Source organism: Neptunicella plasticusilytica (assembly GCF_047922965.1).
Taxonomy (GTDB): Bacteria; Pseudomonadota; Gammaproteobacteria; order Enterobacterales; family Alteromonadaceae; genus Neptunicella; species Neptunicella plasticusilytica.
On record NZ_CP150481.1, the window covers coordinates 2,422,243 to 2,445,957 of the forward strand.

A 23,715-nucleotide genomic window follows, 5' to 3' on the forward strand; every position below is an offset into this window, starting at 1 on the left:
CCTCATCCAATTATTAACCTGAATTTAAAAGTTATCTTTACAATTTATCTATTCTAGATGCAGATAACGATTAGGAGTCCCTGATGGAAAGAGAGTCAATGGAATTTGATGTAGTGATAGTCGGAGCCGGCCCTGCCGGACTGAGTAGTGCCATTAAATTAATGCAGCTTGCTAAGTCACAACAGCAGGAATTGACAGTTTGTGTGGTGGAAAAAGGCTCCGAAGTAGGCGCGCATATCCTGTCTGGTGCTGTATTCGAAACCCGGGCACTGGATGAACTGCTGCCAGACTGGCAATCAACTGGCGCGCCTTTACCGGTTAAAGTCAGCGAAGATCAAATTTATCTGCTTAAAGATCAGCACAAATCAACCAAATTACCCTCTTTTGCAACACCCAAATCGATGCACAATGACGGCAACTATATCGTCAGTATGGGCAATCTGTGCCGTTGGCTGGCTGAGCAAGCAGAGCAACTGGGTGTGGAAATCTTTCCGGGATTTGCCGCAGCGCAGGTATTATATAATCAGGACGACAGTGTCGGCGGCATTATCACCGGCGATATGGGATTAGACGCACAAGGCAATCCCAAAAGCGGTTATATGCCAGGCATGGAGCTGCGCGCCAAATACACGCTGTTTGCTGAAGGCTGTCGGGGACATCTTGGCAAGCAACTGATTAAAAAATTCGAGCTGGATAAAGGTGTCTCTCCGCAACACTATGCTATCGGCTTTAAGGAAATTTGGAATGTCGAACCTGACAAACACCAGCCGGGTCTAGTCATCCATACTGGTGGCTGGCCATTAACCGAGGCCAGCGGCGGCAGTTATTTATACCACGCCGACAATAACCAGGTTCTGGTCGGTTTGATTGTTGATTTGAATTACTCCAATCCGCACCTGAGCCCTTTTGACGAATTTCAGAGGTTGAAACATCATCCGTTGTTTGCCCAATACCTGACGGGCGGTAAACGAGTCAGTTACGGTGCCAGGGCCATTGCCAAAGGCGGGTTAAATTCGTTACCCAAAATGACCATGCCGGGTGGACTATTAATCGGCTGTGATGCCGGCACATTAAACTTTGCCAAAATCAAAGGTAATCATACCGCGATGAAATCAGGTATGTTGGCGGCAGAAACGGTATTTGACGCCATTAATAACAACCTTGTTCAGCAGGATTTAATTCAGCATCAGGATAAATTCGAACAGTCCTGGTTATATGACGAACTCTTTCGTTCACGTAATTTTGGGCCGGCCATGCATAAATTTGGTAATTTTTGGGGTGGTGCCTTTAATACGCTGGAACAAAATTGGTTTAATGGCAAATTCCCGGCCCATTTAAAAGACCAAACAGAGGACCATTTGCAATTACAACTCGCCACTGACGCGCCAGAAATTAATTATCCGAAAGCGGACGGGATACTGAGTTTTGACAAATTATCGTCGGTGTTTATATCCAACACCAATCACGAAGAACAACAACCTTGTCACCTGCAATTGCTCGATCCTTCTGTGCCTGTTGAGATTAACCTGGCAAACTATGACGAACCGGCACAGCGCTATTGCCCTGCTGGCGTATATGAAATTGTTGACAGTGAATCGGGTGACAAACAATTACAAATTAACGCGCAAAACTGCATTCACTGCAAAACCTGCGATATTAAAGACCCGACTCAAAATATTAATTGGGTCACTCCGGAAGGCGGCGGTGGTCCCAACTATCCGAATATGTAATTTAAAAATAAAACGGGATTTAATCCCGTTTTTTATTGCAAAAAAGTACAAATAATTATAATTTTCAGCCAGACAATTGGTATTAATAATTTAATTTCATAGGAATAGTTAATGAGTGATTTTATCAGCGTTTTAACCCATGGAAGAAAATTGCAAGGAGCAGTTAAAGAACTAAGCATCGAAGAATTACATGATGTGGCAAGTAAATTAGCCAGGATCATTGAAAACCGCGAGAAAAAGGAGGCGGAGGCGAAAATACAAGCGCAAGCTAAAAAAGCCAAAATTGAACAACTTCGCCAGCAGATAGAAGATGCAGGACTTGATCTAGCCGATTTTGAACAATTTGCAGACAGCAAACCGGCAAAAAAAACCGGCAAAAAACGCCCGATAAAGTACAGCATTAAAGATAAAGACGGCAACGTCACCAATTGGACAGGAATTGGACGTATGCCATTAGTCTTTGCTGATGCCATGAAACAAGGTAAAAAACTGGATAGTTTCAAGATTTAAATTTGTTTTATCATTCTGGCCAATACGTCACTATATCAAACCCCGGCCTAAGCCGCAGAATATATTCCACTCTGCGGCAACAAATTTCTTTATATTAATCAATAACCTTCTATACTATTTTGCATCCGTATAACAACTTCATGTGCCATGGGTTTTGCGATTTATGTGGAATGGACCAGGGAATTATCCAAAAGGATTTGTGCGCAACTTTTCGTACATTATGGTTCCGTCGTTATTGCTATTAACTCTGGTTATCAGCCTGCTTTATCGTAATGAAGTCAAGGCAATAAAAAATATTGTCCAGCATGAAGAACAGTTCAATATTGAATTGGCGCAACAAACTATCGACCTTGAACTTAAAACGCTTCGTAGTGATCTGCGCTTTTTGGCAGCACAATCAAACCTCAGAGAATTTATTCAGCATCCTTCCGCTGAAACCCGACAAAAACTGCAACATGACTGGCAAATATTTTCCAGGCATAGAGCCCATTATCATCAAATCCGTTTTATTGATAATCGGGGAATGGAAATTATCAGAATAAACTGGAACAACGGCGAGCCCGTTATTGTTTCTGCCGCACAGTTACAAGACAAGTCAAAACGTAACTATGTACAACAAACGCTGACAATGCAGGAAAATGACATATATGTGTCTGATTTTACGCTTAATATAGAAAATTATAAGGTTGAACAACCTATAGTGCCTATTATCCGGATCGCCAGTCCGATCATGGATCAGGCAGGTAAAAAAGCAGGCATGTTAATACTTAATTATCTGGGCCAGGAGTTGTTGGATAAGTTACGGCGCATCACCGGCAGTCATAACTCAGCCCTGTGGTTGTTGAACAACGAAGGCTTCTGGATACTGGGGCCTAGCATTGAACAGGAATGGGGGTTTATCCTGGCAGACAGAAAAGAGCATAATTTGGCCAAACAGCAATCCGCTTTATGGCAGACAATGCTTAACGGTAAAATTGCCGATCAACTGGAGCATCAATCAAGCACTTATACCTATACCAGAATTGACGGAAGCAACTCACCTTTAGGTACCAATGCGCAAACCTGGTTTGTAGTCTCCACCCTACCCGATCACACCATTCACGCTCTGCTCGAAGATAAAATTAAAGCCAATATCATCATTTTTATATTATTTACTGTTTTACTCAGTTTGGTCGGCATCATATGGGCGAATAGAAATCTCACCAGGCAGCGCGCCAACCTGGCACTGCGTCGCAGTGAATCCAAATTCAGAAGCCTGTTAGACTCGGCTCCCGACGCCATCATTATTGTAAATAGTCATGGCGACATTGTGTTAACCAACAACCACACTTTCGCGTGCCTGGGATATTCAAAACAAGAATTACTGGGGCAGTCAATTGACAACTTGTTACCACAGCGTTTTCGTCAACATCATAGTCAGCATAGAAATCAATATTTATCCAAACCTGTAGTGCGCCAAATGGGTTCCGGCCTGGAATTATTCGCGTTGCACAAAAACGGTCAGGAAATCCCGGTCGAAATTAGCCTGAGTCCGATTGAAAGCGAAGATGAAACACTGGTGATCAGTATTGTGCGGGATGTATCGAAGCGTAAACAAATAGAGATAGCCCGGCTTTCGGCCGAAAAACGCTATCACGATCTGGTCGATAATTTGCCGATTGGCGTTTTTCGCTGTCACGCCGATGCGACGGGAAGATTTACCGAGGCCAATCCCAGTCTGGCAAATATACTAAAAGTCGATAACAGTGCAGCGTTGCTGCAACATTGCCTATCATCATTTTTTGCCCAACCACTTGCTTGGCAAAATTTGCAACAGAGTATGCGGCAAAATCGATATATCAACACCACCGAATACCCTATGCTGACCATGGAAGGAAAGCCCTTTACCGCCAATATTAATGCTGTGGTTAAACAGGACGAAGACGGCCACTTATATTATGAAGGTATTCTGGAAGACATCAGCATTCGTAGCGAAAAAGACAAGCGTATAAAGGAACTTAACCGTCATCTAAAACAACACGCGCTGCAACTTGAGGCCGCCAATAAAGAACTGGAAGCCTTCAGCTATTCTGTCTCTCATGATTTGCGCGCCCCCTTGCGGGCGATGGACGGATTTAGTCAAACTTTGCTAAATCAATATCAGCACAAACTGGATGATAAGGGCATTGATAGGCTCAAACGTATCCGCTCAGCGGCGCAACGCATGGGAGAACTTATTGATGCGTTACTGGAGCTGGCCAAGGTTGCCCGTACTCAATTGAACAAGCAACAGGTAGATCTGTCGCGGATTGCAACTGAGGTGTGTAATGAGCTGCAAAATCAGATGCGCAATATACCGGAACTGGTGATTGAGGCCGATATTAAAGCCCTGACAGATCCTCACCTAATCCGTATTGTGCTCAACAATTTACTCGGTAATGCCTGGAAGTTTTCGGCCAAAAAGTCACATGCCAGAATTGAATTCGGCCAATTGAAGGATGATGAGGACAACTCGGTTTATTTTGTCAAAGATAATGGGGCAGGATTTGATATGGACTATATTGACAAGTTGTTTACCGCATTTCAGCGGTTACACACCACTGAAGAATTTTCCGGTACCGGAATTGGTTTAGCCACAGTTCAACGTATTGTGCACAAACACGGCGGGAAAATTTGGGCACAAAGTGAGGTAGGACATGGAAGCGTTTTTTATTTTACCCTGGAACAGGCAATTTAGTATGGCACCCAGGAAAATACTGTTAATTGAAGACAATGCCGACGATGAACTTTTAACCCTTGAAGCGTTGTCAGAATTGGCGATACAACATCAGGTTCAGGTTGTACGCCACGGTGTCAATATCGTGGAACATATCATTAGTAAAAGTGACAATAACCAGGCCGATTCTGCTCGGACCAACTCGACAACGTTACCCTGTTTAATACTACTTGATCTTAGCCTACCTTACCTTAGCGGCATCAAGGTGTTACAAAATATTCGGGCAGATAAACGTACCTGTCTTATTCCGGTTGTGATGCTAACATCATCCAGAGAGGAAAAGGATCGGATTAATTCTTTTACTTATGGGGCAAACAGCTATGTATGCAAGCCGATTGAGTATCAGCATTATATCGATGCCATTAAACAAATCGGTCTATATTGGTTAACTATTAATTTACCGGTTACAGACAGGATTCACTGATCTTGAATTCGCGGTTAAATCCCTGAACTACAGTGCCATTAAAGGAGTAATGCATTATGCACAATCAGAGCGTCACCAATAAAAACTTAAAAGTTCTGATTATCGAGGATATGCCCGATGATGCGCTTATTCTTGCCGATTATCTGCAAGACAACGGTTACCCAATCGACTGGCAACGAGTGAGTTGTGAAAACGATCTGAAAAATGCATTGCAACAGCCCTGGCAACTTGTTTTATCCGATTTTACCATGCCAGGTTTTGGTGGCTTACAAGCGCTTGAAATAGTCCGCCAGCAGGATCAGGATATTCCATTTATTTTTGTGTCCGGCTCGATGGGCGAAGATCATGCTGTAGAAGCGATCCGATCCGGGGCCCAGGACTTTATTATCAAAGGGCAACTTCTACGTTTATTGCCCGCCATTGAACGAGAGCTGCGTGATGTCGAGTTCAAGCGTACTCAACGCCAAACCCGACAACTGGTAAAACAACTGTCGATGGCGGTGGAACAAACCGCAGACAGCGTGATGATCATTGATGCCGAAAAAAAAATAGAATATGTCAATGCCGCCTTTGAGCAGCAAACCGGTTATGGACAACAAGAATTACTGGGCCAGCCCGATACTGTGCTTTTCACCGATAGCCAACAACTGCAATTCCAGCAACAGATATGGAACACCGTGGAACAAGGGGAAGTGTACATAGGTACCGTATTGCACCCCCGTAAACACGGCGAGCATTTTTATCAGGAACGGATTATTACGCCGTTAAAAAATGATGAGGGTGTGATCACCCATTACATTGCCACCGGCAGAGATATTACCCAGCGTCTGAAAGCTGAAGAGGCACGTAATCAGTTGGCAACCATTCTGGAAGCGTCGCCAGATTTTGTCACTATGATGTCGCCCAAAGGCACCCTGACCTATCTGAACAGTTCAGGAAGGGAACTGGTTGGCATCGCGTTGCAAGAGGAACTGAAAGACAAGCATATTACCGATCTATTTCCGCGACAAATAGCGCAATCGTTGATTGCCAAGACGATTTCAGTGGTAAATAAATATGGCGCCTGGACAGGCGAAACCATGATGATAAACAGTAGACGAGCCAATACACCGGTATCCATAGTCATGCTGGCCCATCGGGATAAAGCGGGACAAGTTCAATATCTTTCCATGATTGCCCGCGATATTTCCGAGCGTAAACATTTTGAAGAAGAAATACAGTATCACAATACCCATGATGCGCTTACCGGCTTGCCCAATCGTATTCTATTGCTAAATCAGGCACCGAAGGTGTTTAATAAATCCGACAGTCTTAACAAATGCACCGCTATTTTTTCACTGGGTCTGGATAATTTCAAACGCGTCAATGACAGCCTGGGACACGCGGAGGGCGATGATTTACTGCAACAAATAGCCAATAAGCTGACTCATTGCTTGTGGCCCAATGATATTGTGGCACGTCAGGGCGGTGATGAGTTTACCCTTCTGGCCAGTGAGCTCAATCAGGCTGAAGATGCCTTAAAAATACTCAAAAAAATTCAGCAAACATTTAAACAACCCATGCGAATTGGTCATCACGAATTCTATATCACCTTTAGCACGGGTATCGCTGTTTATCCGAATGACGGCAACAAGATAGACGATTTATTGCGCAATGCCGACACCGCGATGCATCAAGCTAAAGCGTCCGGGGCCGGCCAATACCGGTTCTACGAAGCACAAATGAATGCCCGCAGTCACGAAATTCTTAAGCTCGAAGCAGACTTGCAACGCGCACTGGACAATAACGAGTTTACCCTCCACTACCAGCCTCAAGTTGATATTGAAAAAAACAAGATTATCGGCGTTGAAGCCCTGATCCGCTGGCAACATCCTCAGCGTGGGCTGGTATCACCGGCAGACTTTATTGAATGGCTAGAAACGTCAAGACTGATTATTCCCGTGGGTGAATGGGTTATTCAGCAGGCTTGTCTGCTGCATCGCCGGTTCAGGGAACTCGGTTACAAGGATATGAGAATATCGGTGAATGTGTCATCGGTACAATTTGGCGAAAGTAAATTTTTGCGCCGGGTACAAAACGCTCTTGATCAGTTGCAAATGCCAAAGAATATGCTGGAACTGGAAATTACTGAAAATATCGTAATGCAGGATCCGGATAGCACCACCGAGCTGCTGGTTGCGTTAAAAAAAATGGGGGTCAGAATTGCTATAGATGACTTTGGTACCGGTTACTCATCAATGTCCTACCTTAAAAAATTCCCGGTCGATGTGCTAAAAATAGACCAAACCTTTATCCGTGATCTGGATGAAATTTCCAACGATGCGGCAATTGTTGAAGCCAGTATTTATTTGGCCGATAAAATAGGACTGGAAACGATCGCTGAAGGAGTGGAAACCGTCGAACAATTAGGTTTTTTACAAAACAACGGTTGCCATATTATTCAGGGCTATTACTTTAGCAAGCCGCTACCGGAACAGGAATTGTTAACCTTGCTAAACAATGGCATCAAATACCAGACTTAAAATTTCACAAAATGCCAAATATATACCTGTGGTTGGCGCAACATATCCATTTCGCCTTTACCCTGCAAGGCGTTACGGTCTACTCTTAGGCCATTGGTAAACCCTTTCCCGAGAACGAATATTGGCAATACAACAGGCGATACAACACTCCATCCAGGCTATTGATGCACTGATTATAGGTAAACAATTTCAGGTTAAACTCGCCATTTCCTGTCTACTGGCAGGCGGACATTTACTAATAGAAGATTTACCCGGCATGGGTAAGACCACGCTGTCACACGGATTGGCGAATGTGCTGGGTCTGAATTTTTCCCGTGTTCAGTTCACTTCCGATCTGCTGCCGGCAGATGTCCTCGGCGTCAGTATTTTCGATGCGCAAAAACAGCAATTCAGCTTCCATCCCGGCCCGATATTTAACAATGTGGTGCTAACTGATGAAATTAACCGGGCCAGCCCCAAAACCCAGAGTGCGTTACTCGAGGCAATGGAAGAACATCAGGTCAGTATTGACGGTTCAACCTATACGCTGCCACGCCCCTTCTTTGTCATCGCCACTCAAAATCCGCTGCATCAGGCTGGTACCTACCCTTTGCCGGAATCTCAGCTTGATCGCTTTTTAATGCGGATCCAGCTGGGCTACCCCAACAGAGAATCGGAAAAAGCCATGTTACTGGAGCAGCAAAACGGCATAGGATCTTCTTTACCGGCCTTCTTGACTCAGCAACAACTGATTGAAGCCCAACAGCGGGTTATCGATATCAAAGTTTCCAACGCTATTGTCGACTATATTCTGCGTCTGGTTACCCTGAGTCGGGAATCAGAATTATTTCCTAATCCGTTATCTCCCAGGGCATCAAAAGCTGTCATGCGCTGCGCCAAAAGTTGGGCGTTTGTTGAAGGGCGAAGCTTTGTCATTCCGGAAGATATTCAGGCTATTTTTCCGTCGGTGGCAGAGCATAGACTGCGCAGCTCGCAATCGGATATCGGCAACAGCCAGAATTTAAGTGAAAAATTACTCAGCGCAGTTGATCCGCTGGCAAGTTAGCCATGACAGCCATCAAAAACTGGTATCAACAACGCTTTAATCGCTGGCTAGACCGACGCATTCCTGCCAGTCGCGAGTTTGTCCTGCAGCAGCGCAATGTATTTATTTTTCCTTCCCGTTTCGGCTTTACCTACTTGTTGCTGTGTATGGGGCTGTTTGTGCTTGGTAGCAATTATCAAAATAATTTGATGGTATTGCTGTGTTATTTTCTGTTGGCGTTATTCCTGATCCATCTGGTTGGTTGTTATCTGAATTTTTCCGGCCTACAAATACAGCTTGGCAGGATCACGCCGGTATTTAGCGGCGAACAAGTTCCCATGCCTCTGTGGCTGGACGCGGGGAAGCGCCACGGTAAACTATTTTTACGTTATATTGATCAGACTGAGCAAATTTGTGTTGATATGGATAACCTGACCAATCCCGTTCAAGTCAATTTTGCCACCGATAAACGCGGTATTATCAGTCCCCCCCGAGTTACCATCAGCAGTTTCTACCCGTTGGGGCTGTTCCGTTGCTGGACACATCTGGCTATGGATTGCCAATTTGTGGTCTACCCTACTCCCATCCCTTGCAGTATGCGTCTGTATGCAAATGATAAGGAAGATCAGCAATATTCAGGTAACAATCCGCAACCGGGACAAAACGATTTTGATCGTTTACGGCCCTACCAGAGCGGTGAATCACTTAATCATATCGCCTGGAAACAGGTAGCCCAGGGGCGCGGTACCTTTACCAAGCTTTTCAGCAGCGAAAGTACCGAAGAACAATGGCTTAAACTGGCTTCACTCCCCTCTGCTGAACTGGAAACCCGACTGGGTCAGTTGAGTTATATGGTGATAGAACTGACCCGACAGGGCCAAACATTCGGCTTACAACTGGGTGAGGTGTGTATCCAGCCCAATTCTGGCAGCGCCCATCAACAGGCCTGTTTAACCGCGCTGGCCCGTTACTGATAAACCGATGATTTTACCCCCTAGCCCACCACCAGGCATCAATCGCGCCCATTTAATGTTAACGCTAGCCTTCTTGTTTACTGCATTGTCTTTGTTTGAATCAATCCTGAGCTGGATTAGCGGTCTGGCCATCATAGCCTGCCTGATGCGTCTAGCCCTTATTTTTCACTGGCAAAAACAAACAGTATCCATCCGTACCCTTAATCTGCTGGCTGTCCTGAGCGCGCTGACGCTCGCCTGGTTCGGTTGGCAATTGGGACTGCTGCTGGCGATGACCAACTTGCTGGTGTTGGCGATTTCGCTCAAGCTAATGTTATTACGCAATCAAAAAGATTATTTTCAACTGATCATTGTGGTGCTTTTTTTAATTGGCTGCGGCTTTATTTTTTATCAGAATATTGGTTTTACCCTGTTTTACCTGATCCAGACCCTGATCATTGTTATTTCACTGGCCTGTTATTTCAGTCCAACCCTGCCACTTAAACAGCAAATGGGCACCGTTATCAAGATGTCACTGCAGGCTTTGCCTATCGCTTTAGTGCTATTTCTGTTACTGCCCCAAATAGGTCCATTATGGCAAATGCCCAATTTAAACGGCGCCAAAACCGGCTTGTCGGATAAGGTCAATCCGGGCGATCTGTCCCATATTGCCCAATCCGGCGACTTGGCCTTCAGGGCCAGCTTTGAGCAATCCATCCCCCCCGTAGAGCAACGCTATTGGCGAACTATTGTCATGGAACAATTTGATGGCCATAGTTGGCAGGTTGCCCCGCAACGGATCAAACAGCAGGAGCGCTTAAGACGCGCCAATCAATCTTTTCAGCCCGTTACTACCGGCCCGTCCTATAAATACAGTGTGATAGCCGAACCAACATTTCAGCGCTGGCTATATGCTCTGGATGTGGGACAAAGTCATGATCGCCGAGTTTGGCAAAGTCCCGACTACCAGCTACTTAGCAAGCAGCCTGTACAAAATAAGATGCAATATGAGGTGCAATCCTGGTATCAGATGCCGCTCGATCAGGGCAGGCTGACATTTGACCTGCAGCTTAATTTACAATTACCGGATTCAGGTAATCCCCGCACTATCGATTGGGTCAAACAGCTACGCCAGCAATATGGCCAGGATCAGGCCTTTATTGATGCGGTTCTGCGTTATTTCAAACAACAATCATTCCGCTATACCTTGCGCCCTGAGTTAATGCCTGAAAACATGGTCGATCGTTTTTTGTTTGATTACCGGGCCGGCTTCTGCGCTCATTATGCCAGCGCTATGGCTTATATATTGCGACTGGCCAATATACCCGCCCGCATGGTTACCGGTTATCTGGGTGGTGAAGTGCATGAAGGCAATTATCTGAGCATTTATCAATACGACGCCCATGCATGGGTCGAAGCCTGGCAAGAAGACCAGGGCTGGGTAAGATATGATCCCACGGCAGTCGTCTCCCCAGAGCGGCTGTTATATGGACTGGAACAAGCGGTGGCTTACGAAAATACGTTTCTGACCGAACAGGGGTTTAGTCTGGCCAAAATGAAGTCTATTCAGTGGCTGAACAATATCAGACTGACATTGGCCGAAATGGATTATCTGTGGAGTCGTTGGGTGCTGGGATTTAATCAACAACGCCAGCAGGATATGCTCAAACAGCTACTAGGCAATTTACAGCCTGGCCGCATTGCCATCTTCACTTTTTTATCCTTGCTCGGTTTAGCTGGCCTGATTGCACTCTATCATTGGAAAAGCTGGTTGCCGTCCCGCGGCGAACCTGTGCTGCGTTTATACCATCAGGCCATCAAACTGTTAGCTCAGCGGCAGATACTTCGTCATCCCGGCCAGGGACCCAATGATTTTAAACAACAAGTGCAGCAAACTCACCCAGCGGATATTGCCGAACCTTTTGCGCAAATAACCGAGCATTTTATTCAGTACCAGTATGCGCAACTTAACAGTAGCAATAATCAGGACTTACGAAAGCAACTGAGTAAACTCAAAAAAGCCCTAAAGCAAACGAAGGTGTAGGGTAATTTCTTCTCTGTCATGATACAAATGTTTGGCTTTTAGCTGATACGACTGTGAACCGAGTTCTTGCTGAATAATATCGCGTGCCTGCAACCAGGTTTCAAAACGGCGTTTCATCGGTAGTTTCAGATTAAAGATAGCTTCCTTGCAATCACCTTGTTTAACCCATTGCGCGATTAACCGCGCCACCTTGTCCGGCTTTTCAATCATGTCACATACCAGCCAGTGGACGTTTTTCTTCTTTGGTCGATACTTGAAACCGTCTTCCTGAAAGTGTTTGACCTGACCGGTATCCATCAAGGATTCAGCCATCAAGCCATTGTCGATGGCCTGAACAAAGAGTCCGCGCTGCACTAGCTGATAAGTCCAGCCACCGGGACAAGCGCCCAGATCAACAGCATGCATACCGGGCAAAAAGCGCTGCTGCTGTTCTTGTCTGGTTAAAAATAGATGAATGGCTTCTTCCAGCTTTAAAGTCGAACGACTGGGCGCCTGTGCCGGAAATTTGAGGCGTAAGATTCCCAAAGGTAGCGGTGAATTATTGCTCGGAAAACTTATACCGATAAATGCACTTTGACCGCTGACAAAAAACACATGCAGAACAGGTTTGCCCGTGTGGGTATCTTTGCTTAATTTATTTTTTTTACGCAATGCCTGACGTAGCGGCACCGTAATCTTTTTGCAGAACTTGGATAATTCCCTGCCCTCGCTGGTATCGGCATATTCAACGCGCAAATCACCGCATTGGGGAAATTCTTCACTGGCCTGTAACAAAGGTCCGATACGATCTTGCGGATCCAGTTGTTCAAAGTACTCGCCAAAGGCAAAAAATTGGCGGGCGAACACCAGTTCATCTAGGGGTAATTGCTGAACGAGCTTTTGGGCATCTTCTGCCTGATAACAATCAAAACGTACATAACCACAGTTAGCCTTAGTTTTGACAAAACCGTAACACTGATACTCAGCCGCTTTATGCTGGATTTCATTGGCCAGATCATTTTCAAATCCGGCTCGACAGTACAACAATACACCCGCCATCAGTTTTTCCTGACACTACTGACAACCAATATCAGCCAGCTAATCATCAAACACAGCCCACCAATTGGCGTTACCGGTCCAAGCCATTTGATACCGGTTAATAACAATAAATAGATACTGCCACTGAATAACAGCATACCGGCCAACATAAAATTGGCAGACCAGCGCAATAATCTATCGGTTTGCTGACGATACAGGATCACCAGTAAAATCACGCCCAAACAATGGAAAAACTGGAAACGCACTGCCGTTTGCCAACTGCTCAATTCACTTGCCGACAGAATGGTTTTCAAACCATGTGCACCAAAGGCACCGGCCACCACGGCAATAAAGGCCAGAAAAGCGGCGACGGCTAAATATCGGTTCATAATTGTTCCTGAATAAACTGGTGGATAAATCCGGCGGCCGTATCCATATGCTCGGCATGGCTATAACCGCTGGTTTTACTCGGCTTAAAACTGTGATCGCCAGCCGCCAGGATTTGACACCGGACATTATCCGGCAATTTATAATCCGTTATTTCGCTGGCGCGCCCAAAGCTATCTTTCGCACCTTGCACAACCAGCAACGGCTTGGTTAATTCAAATAGATGTTCGGTGCGTAATTTCTGCGGTTTGCCTGGTGGATGGAAAGGATAACCCAGACAAACTCCGGCCACGGCAGGCACCTCACCTAGGATCATGCTGGCCACCCTTCCCCCCATCGATTTGCCGCCAATAAACAGGGGTAACCCGCTGGTCCGTTGTTGAACCTGTTTGATAAATGCCTGTTGCAAAATGGGCATTCTGTCCGGTGGACGACGTTTACCACTTTGCTGCATGGTTTGCATATAGGGAAAATCAAAGCAATTCACCAAAATGCCCAGTGCTGTCAAGCGGGCTGCAATATCCTGGATAAATTCACTGTGCATACCTGCGCCTGCTCCATGCGCAAGGATCAATTCGGCAAAAGGCTGACTACTCGATACCATATGTATCCTGTTCCTGTACCACTTGACTGAGCAACCAGTCCCGGAAAATGACAATTTTGCCCAGTTCAGCCTGGGTTTGATGACACACAAAATAATAAGCATTGCGGCTGACCAGTTTTTCGCTAAACGGACAAATCAACCTTCCGGCGGCAATGTCGGGGCGGGCCAGTATACTATGCCCCAGTGCGACCCCCTGGCCAATAGCAGCCGCCTGCAACACCAGCATAGAATGGCTGAAAATAGGTCCATGATTAACATTCACGCCTTTGACATCAAAGTAGCGGATCCAGTCTTTCCAGCCTTGCCGGGAATTATCATGCAACAGATTGTGATGGCGTAAATCATCCAGTGTCGCTAACGGCTTACCATTTTGAAACAGCAATGGAGAACACATGGGCGTCAGGAATTCAGTATGCAACTTTTCGCTATACAATCCCGGCCATTTGCCACGTCCATAATATATCGCCACATCCACATCATCGGTTAAAAAACCTTCGTCAAAATCAACGGCTTTGATCCGCACATCAATATCGGGATGCAACTTGCTAAAATCGTGGATCCTTGGCACCAGCCACTGCGCGGCAAAACTGGGCGGGAGGCTAACAGTAATCGTACCTTTAGCTCCGCGGGCTAATAAACGTTGAGTAGCATCATGCAAACTGGCAAATACGTCCTTGATATCCAGGAAATAGCCCTGCCCCTCTTCGGTCAGCAATAAACTGCGGTTTTTACGTAAAAACAGCTTAATTCCCAGATGCTCTTCCAGCGTCTTGATTTGATGGCTTACCGCCGCCTGAGTGACATACAATTCCTCAGCGGCACGAGTAAAGCTCAAGTGCCGGGCAGCAGACTCAAACGCCCGCAGCGAATTTAACGGAGGTAAACGTTGCGCCATAATGAATTACGACGCGCTAGTGTCCAGTGGAGCGAAACTTTTGACCAAATCGTCGATAGCTTTCATCTGTGCTAAATACGGCTCCAGCTTATCCAGCTGCAATGCACAGGGCCCATCGCATTTTGCCTGATTTGGATCCGGATGAGCTTCGATAAATAACCCGGCAATGCCTAACGCCATACCGCTGCGAGCAAGCTGCGCAGCCTGCGCACGACGACCATCAGCCGAATCCTCACGTCCACCGGGACGCTGCAAGGCGTGGGTAGCGTCAAAAATAACGGGAGCCATATGAGTCATTTCGTCCATCGCCAGCATATCGACAACAAGATTGTTATACCCCATACAGGAGCCTCGCTCACATAAAATAATTCTGTCGTTTCCTGCTTCGATAAACTTGTTAATAATATGCCGCATCTCATGGGCAGCTAAAAACTGCGGTTTTTTAACATTGATCACCGCACCGGTTTTGGCCATCGCCACGACCAAATCGGTTTGGCGAGCTAAAAACGCCGGTAGCTGAATCACATCAACCACTTCGGCGACGGGTGCAGCTTGCCAGGGTTCATGCACATCGGTAATCAGTGGTACATCAAACGCAGCTTTGATATCGGCGAAGATTTTCAGCCCTTCTTCCATACCAGGACCGCGGTAGGAGTTAACTGATGAGCGATTGGCTTTGTCGAAAGACGCTTTAAATACGTAAGGAATACCCAGCTTTTCAGTTACCGTTTTATAGTGTTCGACAATCCGCATGGCCAAGTCCCTGGACTCCAGCACATTCATGCCACCAAACAATACAAAAGGCTGATTATTGGCTACCTGTCGGCCAGCGACATCAATCAACTGTTGATTATTCATTCCCAACTTCCTCTCAAGACAAAATATTGGCATATCATACCCGATTAAACCGGGCTCTGGATAATACGTTTAACCAACACAATTGAAATTTGGTATAGGGTCTGAGTCAAAATCCGGCAATAAAGAGCCGGAGTCCTGGTAAACCAGGCTCCACTGTTAGTGCAATACAACAGGTATAGGCTCAATATGACGTAACTGTAATTTTAACAATTGGGCAGCCGGATCTTTGGGACATTGTCGGATAAAATACTTGTAATCAGCCAAGGCAACCTGAAAACATTGCAATTGGTGCAATAAAAAGCCCCTGTCCCTGCGCTCATAAGGATCATCAGGACAAAGTTCGATCAGCATATCCACACAATGCAAAGCCTGAGCGTACTTTTGTTCATCCATAAACGCCACTTTCAAGTTGTTAAGCAAACGGATGACAGTACTGCGGGTAGAAGAAAACTCAAGTTGCTCCGCTTCCATTTCCTCTTCATCGGTTAGCACCGTATATAATGACTCGAGTTGTTGATAGGTTAGAAAATGGCCGGTTAAAGGGTCGATAAAATAGCGGCGTTGGTGCGCTAACTCGAGTGACAATAAAAAATGACCGGGAAAGTTGATGCCCTTGACATCAAACCCCAGCCGAGTAGCGATGTGGCTGACAATAATGGCTAGGCTGACCGAAATGCCGCTACGAAAATCCAGTACCTGATCAATCAGGCACAATCTGGATGCCACATTCTCGCTATTACCCGGGGTAAAAAGTTGCTCGGTATAAAAGCTTTGTAGAAACTGTTTAAAGTTGCGTAATGTATTCTCGCAAGCGGTTACCCTATTGCGGCTTTCATTGACTCGCGCTGCCAATTCGGTGCGATAATAGTCAACATCCATATCGGGATTGAATAGTTTGGCAATATGTAATGCAGCGTGAATAGGATCATCCAGTTCGACTAACTGTAATAATGTGGTTGTCATGGATTAGCGCGACTCAGGATAGCAGGTAGGGTTGTTTTGTTACTGCCAGTTTCAGGATCAGCGCTATACACAGCATCGCCATGATAAAACTGCCCCAACGCACCGGCCCCGAATGCGAGGGTTTAAGTGCCAGCACACCAAACAGAATATAACCGATTAACAACAAAACTTTTTCAGTCAGCCAGTTATCCACTAGCGGATATTGTGAAATCAGCACACATAAGGTGAATGCGGTTAAGAGTAAAAAAGTGTCGATAATATGTGGCGTTATTCTTACGATTTTTTTAGCTAACATAGCGGAACGACGATTGAGCCAGATAAAACGTAAAATAAACAAAAAAATGCTGACGACCGCCAAGGTCATATGCAGGTGCTTAAAGAATAAATACATGAAAATTCCCGACTACAAGCTTTGCTAATTATTGTTATTGGGTGAAATTGCAATACAACACGCCCCTGTTTGCGCGCTACTTTAAAGCCTGTAGCCCGCAAAATCGAGGACTCAATAAACCATTTGAACTAAGCGTCTGAAACTTAACTTAATTTAAAACAGGTTTGTTGTTCCTGCTAGTCGATAGTATCCGCGTATTGTTCAACTATGGCTTCTATCCGTTCAATATGCAGCATAAACAAATCCACCAGTTCAGGGTCAAACTGCTTGCCTTTTTGGTCCTGAATGTATTTTTGTGCATCCTTTGCTGACCAGGATTCTTTGTAACACCGACGACTGCGCAGTACGTCATATACGTCAGCTAAACCGGTGATACGGCTGAAAATGTTGATTTCATCGCCCTTCAATCCTTGAGGATAGCCGGTACCATCCCAATGTTCGTGATGATCACGCGCGATTAAGGCGGCAGTCTGGATCACCGGTCGTTGAGAATTTTTCAATAACTCATAACCCAGTTCAGCATGGCTATGCGCCACTTCTTTTTCTTCGGCATTCAGTTCACCGGGCTTACGCATAATATGCTCCGGCAATCCCAGTTTGCCCACATCATGCAATGGTACCGCCACGCGCAGTGTTTTCAGCTCATCTTCACTCAAGCCATATTCCACTCCGAGCAAATCGGCAATTTCAATCACCCGCTTAACGTGATTGCTTTTATGCACCGCGTGTTCATCTATGGCCTGACCCAGTCTTTCGATAACTTCTTTTTGGGTATCTTCAATATCTTTGGCCAATAACACATTGTCAAAAGCAATTTGCACATTCTGGGCAAACAGCTCAATCATATTTTTATCCAGTTCACTGAGTTTTCTTGGTAGGCCGGACATATACAACAACGCACCACGCTGGAACTTGCTATTGCAAAAGGCCACAACATGGTCATCGCCATAAACAATATTCTTTTTAATCAGCGCATTCTTGCAACTTTCCAACCGTGCGCCGGACATCACATCATTTAATCGTTTACCTTCAAAACGGCTATATTCGCCACAACCGGAAAATACAAAATATTCAATCGAGTCCACGTCTTCTATGGGCACCGGTCCTGCCACTGCCGAGGTCATATACACAGCGTCTTCTGTTCCCCCCAGTAAAGACGATAATTGCTGAACAATCCCTTCAATAAACTGTTCCAGCGAACGCAGACTGAACAAATCGGCCGACGCGCGGATAATCTTTTCCAGCCCCTGGCGATTTTCATCGATGACTACAATATCGCGGTAAGAACGCAAGGTAGAAATAATGACAGTAAACAGTTTTTGCGCGGTTAATTCTGTTTTGGATTTATAGTCATTGATATCGTAATTGATAATGACGTCGCGTTCCGGTGCCTGTCCAGGCTGACCGGTACGCAGAATAATGCGGGTGTAGTTATTGTGTAATTCTTCACGGATATATTTGGCCACTTCCAGCCCGGCATGGTCGGATTCCATCACTACATCCAACAACACAATGGCTATATCATGATGATCTCGGAACGCCTGCCTGGCTTCTTCACCGGAATAGGCACTGACAAATTCCAGTCCTTTTTCCTGAAAATGAAAATCGCTTAATGCCAGTTTGGTAACGGTATGGATCTCCGGTTCATCGTCAACGATCAAAATTTTCCAATTACTGCGATCTTCCAGTACCTGTTCTTCTTCCTCGTCTGCAAACAAAAAATCGTCTGACACCCGTACATCCTCCGCAAATTAAAAGAGCTTGAGCTGGCAAACAGTGTTACAACATCCTATTCAAACCACAGCTTGACGATATTGTGCAATCGTTGCTCGGTCTAAATTTGCCAGATCTTTAATACAATGTATAGATGAGAATCCTTTATTTTCCAATATCTTATGCACTGCACTTTGTTGCTGATAACCATGCTCCAGCAGGATAAAGCCGTTTAAACACAAATGGTTTGCGGATGCTTCGGCGATATGACGGATATCATCCAGCCCGTCTTTTCCGGAAGTTAACGCCGACGAAGGCTCGAAACGCACATCGCCCTGTTTCAACCAGGGACTGTCAGTTTCAACATAGGGAGGGTTGGATACAATTAGATCAAATTTATTTTCAGCCAGCGCGCTAAACCAGTTGCTTTGCAGTATTGTCACTTGGTGCAACTGGTTAATCACTGCATTTTGTCGAGCCAGCTCCACCGCTTCAGACTTAAAATCCACCGCTGTCACCTGCCATTGTGGTTTTTCGCTGGCCAGCGCCAGTGCAATCGCTCCTGTTCCTGTCCCCAAATCCAGCACCTTGGCGTTTTTTGGCAAATCTAATCCCAGAGCCTGTTCAACCAGTAACTCAGTTTCGGCTCGGGGAATTAATGTATGGGGGGAAACTTGTAAACGTAAGGTCCAGAAATCGCGATAGCCGAGCAGATAAGCCACCGGCTGACCGGTTTTGCGTTTATTGACAAGTTGCCGATACTGATCAAGCAGTGAGGTTTCGATTTTTTTTTCCGGCCAGGTATGCAAATAGACACTTTCACATTGCAAACAATGACACAACAAAATGCTCGCCTCTAAGCCCGGATTTTCGACTTCGCCAAGCTCGGCCCTGGCCCAGCCTAACGCAGATTGAATATCAGTCATCAGCCAAAGTAGCTAATAAATCGGCCTGATGTTCTTGTCGGATAGGTTCAAAGATGGCATTCAAGTCACCTTCAATCACTTCATCCAGCTTATATAAGGTCAAATTGATGCGATGATCGGTGACACGTCCCTGCGGAAAATTATAGGTTCGGATCCGCTCGGAGCGATCTCCACTGCCTACCAGGCTTTTACGTGTCGAGGCTTCTTGCGCATCACGTTTATCCTGTTCCATTTGATTTAATCTGGCCTGCAGCACCGACATGGCCTTGGCGCGGTTTTTATGCTGAGAACGTTCATCCTGACATTCCACCACCAAACCGGTCGGAATGTGGGTTAAGCGAATGGCTGAATCGGTTTTGTTAACGTGCTGACCACCGGCGCCACTGGCGCGAAAGGTATCAATCCTTAAATCACCGGCATTAATTTCAATCGCCTCGGATTCGGGGACTTCAGGCAAAACCGCAACGGTACAGGCCGAGGTATGGATGCGCCCCTGAGATTCAGTTTCCGGTACACGTTGAACCCGGTGACCACCGGATTCAAATTTCAATATACCGTAAGCACCCTCCCCAGCCACATTGACAATGATCTCTTTGTAGCCACCATGTTCCCCATGGTTGGCACTGATAATTTCCAGCTTCCAGCGTTGCGTTTCAGCATAACGGCTATACATGCGGAATAAATCACCAGCAAAGATGGCTGCTTCGTCCCCACCGGCCCCGGCGCGAATTTCCATAAAGCAGTTATGGTCATCATTGGGATCTTTAGGTAGCAACAGGATCTGTAATTCAGTTTCAAGTTGTTCAATTTGTTGCTCGGCCAGGGCACATTCTTCCTTAGCCATTTGTTGCATCTCGGCATCATTTTCATTCAGCATTTCCCGCGCAGATTGCAAATCCTGTTGCGACTGTTGATAGGCGCGAAAACATTTTACTGTCGGTTCTTGCTGGGCATATTCCTTGGATAAATTTCTGAACCGGTCCTGATTGGAGATAACAGCAGGATCGCTAAGCAATGCCTGAACTTCTTCAAAACGTTCAAGTAGAGATTCCAATTTACGAATAACAGAGTCTTTCATATTGTTCCTGAATTTAGTCGGTATCCAGCCCCAGAATACCGCGAATTTTACTCACGCCCTGATGGTCGGCCTGCTCGGCCGCCTGCTTAATCGCTTTGGTTGGTGCGTGAATAAGGCTATTGGTTAATTTATTCGCCAGTTCCAGAATAATTTGTTCCGGGCTTTGCCCATCCAGTAACTGGTTTAATGCCCTTTCCTGCAATTTTTTCTTGATCTGTTCGCTTTGCTCACGATATTCGCGCAATACATCAATGGAATCCAGAGAACGGTTCCACTGCATATAGTGCTCGACCTGCTGGGCAATCATTTTTTCTGCTTCGGCAGCCGCCTCCTGCCGATTCGCCATATTCTGTTCGATGATTTGCTGCAAATCATCGACGCTGTACAGATAAGCGTCATTGAGTTCCGATACTTCCGGCTCAATATCCCGCGGCACCGCTAAATCCACCATAAACATAGGTTTCTGGCGCCGATCCCGTAACGCCCTCTCAACAACCCCCTTACCCAATATAGGTAATTGGCTGGCGGTCGAGGTAATCACAATATCTGCACCACTTAAATAGTTGGGTACCTGAGCAAGGGTTATCACATCAGCTTGCAGCGGTTCGGCCACTTCCTTGCCGCGGCTAATGGTTCGATTCGCTACCGTTATTCGGCTGACTTGTTGTTCTTTTAAATGGCGTCCAACCAGCTCAATAGTTTCTCCTGCCCCGATCAACAACACATGACTGTGCTGCAACGAACCGAAAATATGTTTTGCCAGTTGTACCGCAGAATAAGCCACCGACACTGAATTGGCACCAATATCGGTATCCGAACGGACTTTCTTGGCAATAGAAAAACTTTGCTGGAACAGTCGTTCAAAATTGGAACCGACATTACCGGTATTTTTGGCGCTGGAAAATGCCTGTTTAAGCTGCCCCAGCACCTGTGGCTCACCCAACACCATCGAATCCAGGCCGCTTGCCACCCGCATCACATGGGTAATCGCCTGCTGCTCCTGGTGCAGATAACTAACGTTGTTCAGCTGTTCAACATCGAGTTGGTGATATTCGGCCAACCACTGCACTAACAAGTTGTCTGCTTGCTGTTCTGTATAGCAGTATATTTCGGTGCGATTGCAGGTAGACAGGATCACAGATTCCAGACAGCCTGTGCTTTGATGCAAGCTACGGTATGCCTCGATCAGCTGCTCAGTGGAAAAAGAAACTTTTTCTCTTATTTCAACCGGGGCAGTTTTATGGTTAATTCCTAGTACAATAAGACTCATGCAACTTGTCGTTATGCTATTGAAAGGTGTCCGGGATTTGAATCAGACAGTCTGACCCCAATTCAGCGCCGCATTGTACGTAAAAGCTAAAACTATTGAAAGCATCGGTCACACTGTGTTCCCATATCGCAAAGTTTAAATAACAAGAATCCTATGAAATTTACTATTTCTTTTCTGCTTGTCTTGCTACTGGGTGCCTGTAGTAGTCGCCCCAATCTGCCGGCAGAATCGGTTGAAAGTCAGCTCCATCAGCAGCAACTTTCCCAGTTAACCCACTGGCAAATTGATGGTCGAATGGCTTACATCGATGGCAAGGAAAAACACAGCGCCAATTTTAGCTGGCAGCAGCAACCCGGCACCTTCAATCTGGATTTACGTACTTTTATCGGCACCAGTATTTTACATTTACAACAACAAAAACAGAACGCCACGCTAGAAATGGACAATGAATATTATACCGCGCCCAACGCGACCGAGTTACTGGATAAACTCACCGGTTGGCATATTCCGGTCAAACAACTGAGCACCTGGATCAAGGGTCAGTCAACCGGCAAAGAACAGGTTACCCTGGCCACTGCTGGTTGGGTTGAGCAGCTAATTTATCAGGGCTGGCGGGTTGACTACAGTCATTACCAGGCCGTTAGTCATCTGGCCCTTCCCCACGAAGTGCGGCTGCAAAAACAACAACGCAAAATCATCTTAAGAATTAATCAATGGCAACTGAATTAATAGCATGGCCGTCACCGGCCAAACTGAACCTGTTTCTACATATCACCGGGCGACGCGCTGATGGTTATCATCAGTTGCAGAGTTTATTTCAGTTACTGGATTACGGCGATACATTAAAGTTTGCGATCACAGCCGATCCACAATTAAAACTGATGACGCCGATCGCGGGTGTTGCAGACCAGGACAATCTGGTGATGAGAGCCGCTACTGCGCTAAAACAATGGTCTGGTTGCCCCCTGGGCGCAGACATCTGGTTAGAAAAAAAACTGCCGATGGGCGGTGGCATTGGCGGTGGTTCCTCAAATGCGGCGACCACATTGGTCGCGCTTAATTATTTATGGGGACTGGACTTTTCAATGAAAGAACTGGCCCAAATTGGCTTGAAGCTCGGTGCTGATGTACCTGTTTTTACTGAAGGTTATACCGCGTTTGCCGAAGGCGTCGGGGAAAAATTGACTCCCATGCCCCAGCAAAAAAAATACTATTTGGTTGTCAGCCCCAATTGCCATATTAGCACCGCTGAAATATTCGCTGCAGCCGAGTTACCCCGTAACACCACTGTCATAAATGCTAACCAATACACCTTCACGTCAACCCGGAACGACTGCCAAAATTTGGTTTTTAGCCTGCAGCCTGCTGTTGCAAAAGCCTTTAACTGGTTGATAGAATACGCGCCGTCGAGGATGACAGGCACAGGCGCATGTGTGTTTGCTATATTTGATGATGAAATTTCCGCCAGAACTTGTTTAGAACAACTTCCGGCCGAATTTTCCGGCTTTGTAGCTCAAGGCGTTAATCGTTCGCCATTACATGAATTGCTAGCAACGCTGAAAAATCAGTCAAATTAACCACATGCTACTGGCTAAACGAACAACTGGGTACCCCAAGACCTAGCCATTATTTCAATTTCACCTCCGAGGGC

At 45.9% G+C, this 23,715-nt stretch carries 21 protein-coding genes; 10 read left to right on the forward strand and 11 right to left on the reverse strand.

Annotated elements, in window-relative coordinates:
- Positions 1 to 83 precede the first annotated feature (83 nt).
- The 8 genes from V1467_RS10805 to V1467_RS10840 all read left to right on the forward strand — a co-directional run bounded on the left by V1467_RS10805 (position 84) and on the right by V1467_RS10840 (position 11,962).
- On the forward strand, positions 84 to 1,730 hold the full coding sequence (locus V1467_RS10805; protein WP_416304989.1) for an electron transfer flavoprotein-ubiquinone oxidoreductase: 1,647 nt from the start codon (positions 84 to 86) through the stop codon (positions 1,728 to 1,730).
- A 111-nt stretch (positions 1,731 to 1,841) separates the two neighbouring features.
- The gene (locus V1467_RS10810; RefSeq protein WP_416304990.1) at positions 1,842 to 2,240 is read left to right on the forward strand and encodes an H-NS family nucleoid-associated regulatory protein; all 399 of its coding nucleotides are present in this window, start codon (positions 1,842 to 1,844) and stop codon (positions 2,238 to 2,240) included.
- Positions 2,241 to 2,439: 199 nt separating this feature from the next.
- A complete protein-coding gene (locus V1467_RS10815) occupies positions 2,440 to 4,956 on the forward strand; it encodes a PAS domain S-box protein (protein ID WP_416304991.1) in 2,517 nt (838 codons plus the stop codon).
- Between the two features lies 1 nt (position 4,957).
- Complete coding sequence (locus V1467_RS10820; protein WP_416304992.1) at positions 4,958 to 5,419, forward strand: response regulator; 462 nt, start codon at positions 4,958 to 4,960, stop codon at positions 5,417 to 5,419.
- Between the two features lie 56 nt (positions 5,420 to 5,475).
- Entirely contained in the window at positions 5,476 to 7,941 is a 2,466-nt protein-coding gene (locus V1467_RS10825) for an EAL domain-containing protein (protein WP_416304993.1), read from the forward strand.
- Between the two features lie 127 nt (positions 7,942 to 8,068).
- On the forward strand, positions 8,069 to 8,986 hold the full coding sequence (locus tag V1467_RS10830; protein WP_416308690.1) for an AAA family ATPase: 918 nt from the start codon (positions 8,069 to 8,071) through the stop codon (positions 8,984 to 8,986).
- Positions 8,987 to 8,988: 2 nt separating this feature from the next.
- Entirely contained in the window at positions 8,989 to 9,939 is a 951-nt protein-coding gene (locus V1467_RS10835; protein ID WP_416304994.1) for a DUF58 domain-containing protein, read from the forward strand.
- A 7-nt stretch (positions 9,940 to 9,946) separates the two neighbouring features.
- Positions 9,947 to 11,962, forward strand: a complete 2,016-nt coding sequence (locus V1467_RS10840) for a transglutaminase TgpA family protein (RefSeq protein ID WP_416304995.1) — start codon at positions 9,947 to 9,949, stop codon at positions 11,960 to 11,962.
- Here the strand turns inward: V1467_RS10840 and rlmM are convergent.
- The 11 genes from rlmM to hemA form a co-directional block, all read right to left on the reverse strand.
- Positions 11,942 to 13,000 (reverse strand): 23S rRNA (cytidine(2498)-2'-O)-methyltransferase RlmM, encoded by a 1,059-nt coding sequence (rlmM, locus tag V1467_RS10845; RefSeq protein ID WP_416304996.1) that lies wholly within the window; start codon positions 12,998 to 13,000, stop codon positions 11,942 to 11,944. The two genes, V1467_RS10840 and rlmM, sit on opposite strands and share 21 nt — an antisense overlap.
- Positions 13,000 to 13,368 carry a DUF423 domain-containing protein gene (locus V1467_RS10850; protein ID WP_416304997.1) on the reverse strand — a complete coding sequence of 123 codons (369 nt, stop codon included), beginning with the start codon at positions 13,366 to 13,368 and terminating at the stop codon, positions 13,000 to 13,002. The genes rlmM and V1467_RS10850 overlap by 1 nt, the downstream gene beginning before the upstream one ends.
- Positions 13,365 to 13,970, reverse strand: coding sequence for an alpha/beta family hydrolase (locus tag V1467_RS10855; RefSeq protein WP_416304998.1), 606 nt, complete (start codon positions 13,968 to 13,970; stop codon positions 13,365 to 13,367). The genes V1467_RS10850 and V1467_RS10855 overlap by 4 nt, the downstream gene beginning before the upstream one ends.
- Positions 13,957 to 14,865, reverse strand: a complete 909-nt coding sequence (locus V1467_RS10860; RefSeq protein WP_416304999.1) for a transcriptional regulator GcvA — start codon at positions 14,863 to 14,865, stop codon at positions 13,957 to 13,959. Before V1467_RS10860 ends, V1467_RS10855 begins: the two co-directional genes overlap by 14 nt.
- Positions 14,866 to 14,871: 6 nt before the next feature.
- Entirely contained in the window at positions 14,872 to 15,723 is an 852-nt protein-coding gene (gene kdsA, locus V1467_RS10865) for a 3-deoxy-8-phosphooctulonate synthase (protein ID WP_416305000.1), read from the reverse strand.
- A gap of 156 nt (positions 15,724 to 15,879) precedes the next feature.
- On the reverse strand, positions 15,880 to 16,686 hold the full coding sequence (locus tag V1467_RS10870) for a SirB1 family protein (protein WP_416305001.1): 807 nt from the start codon (positions 16,684 to 16,686) through the stop codon (positions 15,880 to 15,882).
- Between the two features lie 13 nt (positions 16,687 to 16,699).
- Complete coding sequence (locus V1467_RS10875) at positions 16,700 to 17,077, reverse strand: SirB2 family protein (protein WP_416305002.1); 378 nt, start codon at positions 17,075 to 17,077, stop codon at positions 16,700 to 16,702.
- A gap of 176 nt (positions 17,078 to 17,253) precedes the next feature.
- A complete protein-coding gene (locus V1467_RS10880) occupies positions 17,254 to 18,810 on the reverse strand; it encodes a DUF3369 domain-containing protein (RefSeq protein ID WP_416305003.1) in 1,557 nt (518 codons plus the stop codon).
- Between the two features lie 60 nt (positions 18,811 to 18,870).
- Positions 18,871 to 19,716, reverse strand: a complete 846-nt coding sequence (gene prmC / locus V1467_RS10885; RefSeq protein ID WP_416305004.1) for a peptide chain release factor N(5)-glutamine methyltransferase — start codon at positions 19,714 to 19,716, stop codon at positions 18,871 to 18,873.
- The gene (gene prfA, locus V1467_RS10890; protein WP_416305005.1) at positions 19,709 to 20,794 is read right to left on the reverse strand and encodes a peptide chain release factor 1; all 1,086 of its coding nucleotides are present in this window, start codon (positions 20,792 to 20,794) and stop codon (positions 19,709 to 19,711) included. Before prfA ends, prmC begins: the two co-directional genes overlap by 8 nt.
- Positions 20,795 to 20,807: 13 nt before the next feature.
- Positions 20,808 to 22,064: a glutamyl-tRNA reductase gene (gene hemA, locus V1467_RS10895; protein ID WP_416305006.1), complete on the reverse strand. Its 1,257-nt coding sequence runs from the start codon at positions 22,062 to 22,064 to the stop codon at positions 20,808 to 20,810.
- Positions 22,065 to 22,217: 153 nt separating this feature from the next.
- Between hemA and lolB the strand changes: the two genes are divergently transcribed.
- Positions 22,218 to 22,793: a lipoprotein insertase outer membrane protein LolB gene (lolB, locus tag V1467_RS10900; RefSeq protein ID WP_416305007.1), complete on the forward strand. Its 576-nt coding sequence runs from the start codon at positions 22,218 to 22,220 to the stop codon at positions 22,791 to 22,793.
- Positions 22,778 to 23,641: a 4-(cytidine 5'-diphospho)-2-C-methyl-D-erythritol kinase gene (ispE, locus tag V1467_RS10905; RefSeq protein WP_416305008.1), complete on the forward strand. Its 864-nt coding sequence runs from the start codon at positions 22,778 to 22,780 to the stop codon at positions 23,639 to 23,641. The genes lolB and ispE overlap by 16 nt, the downstream gene beginning before the upstream one ends.
- The last annotated feature ends 74 nt before the right edge of the window (positions 23,642 to 23,715 follow it).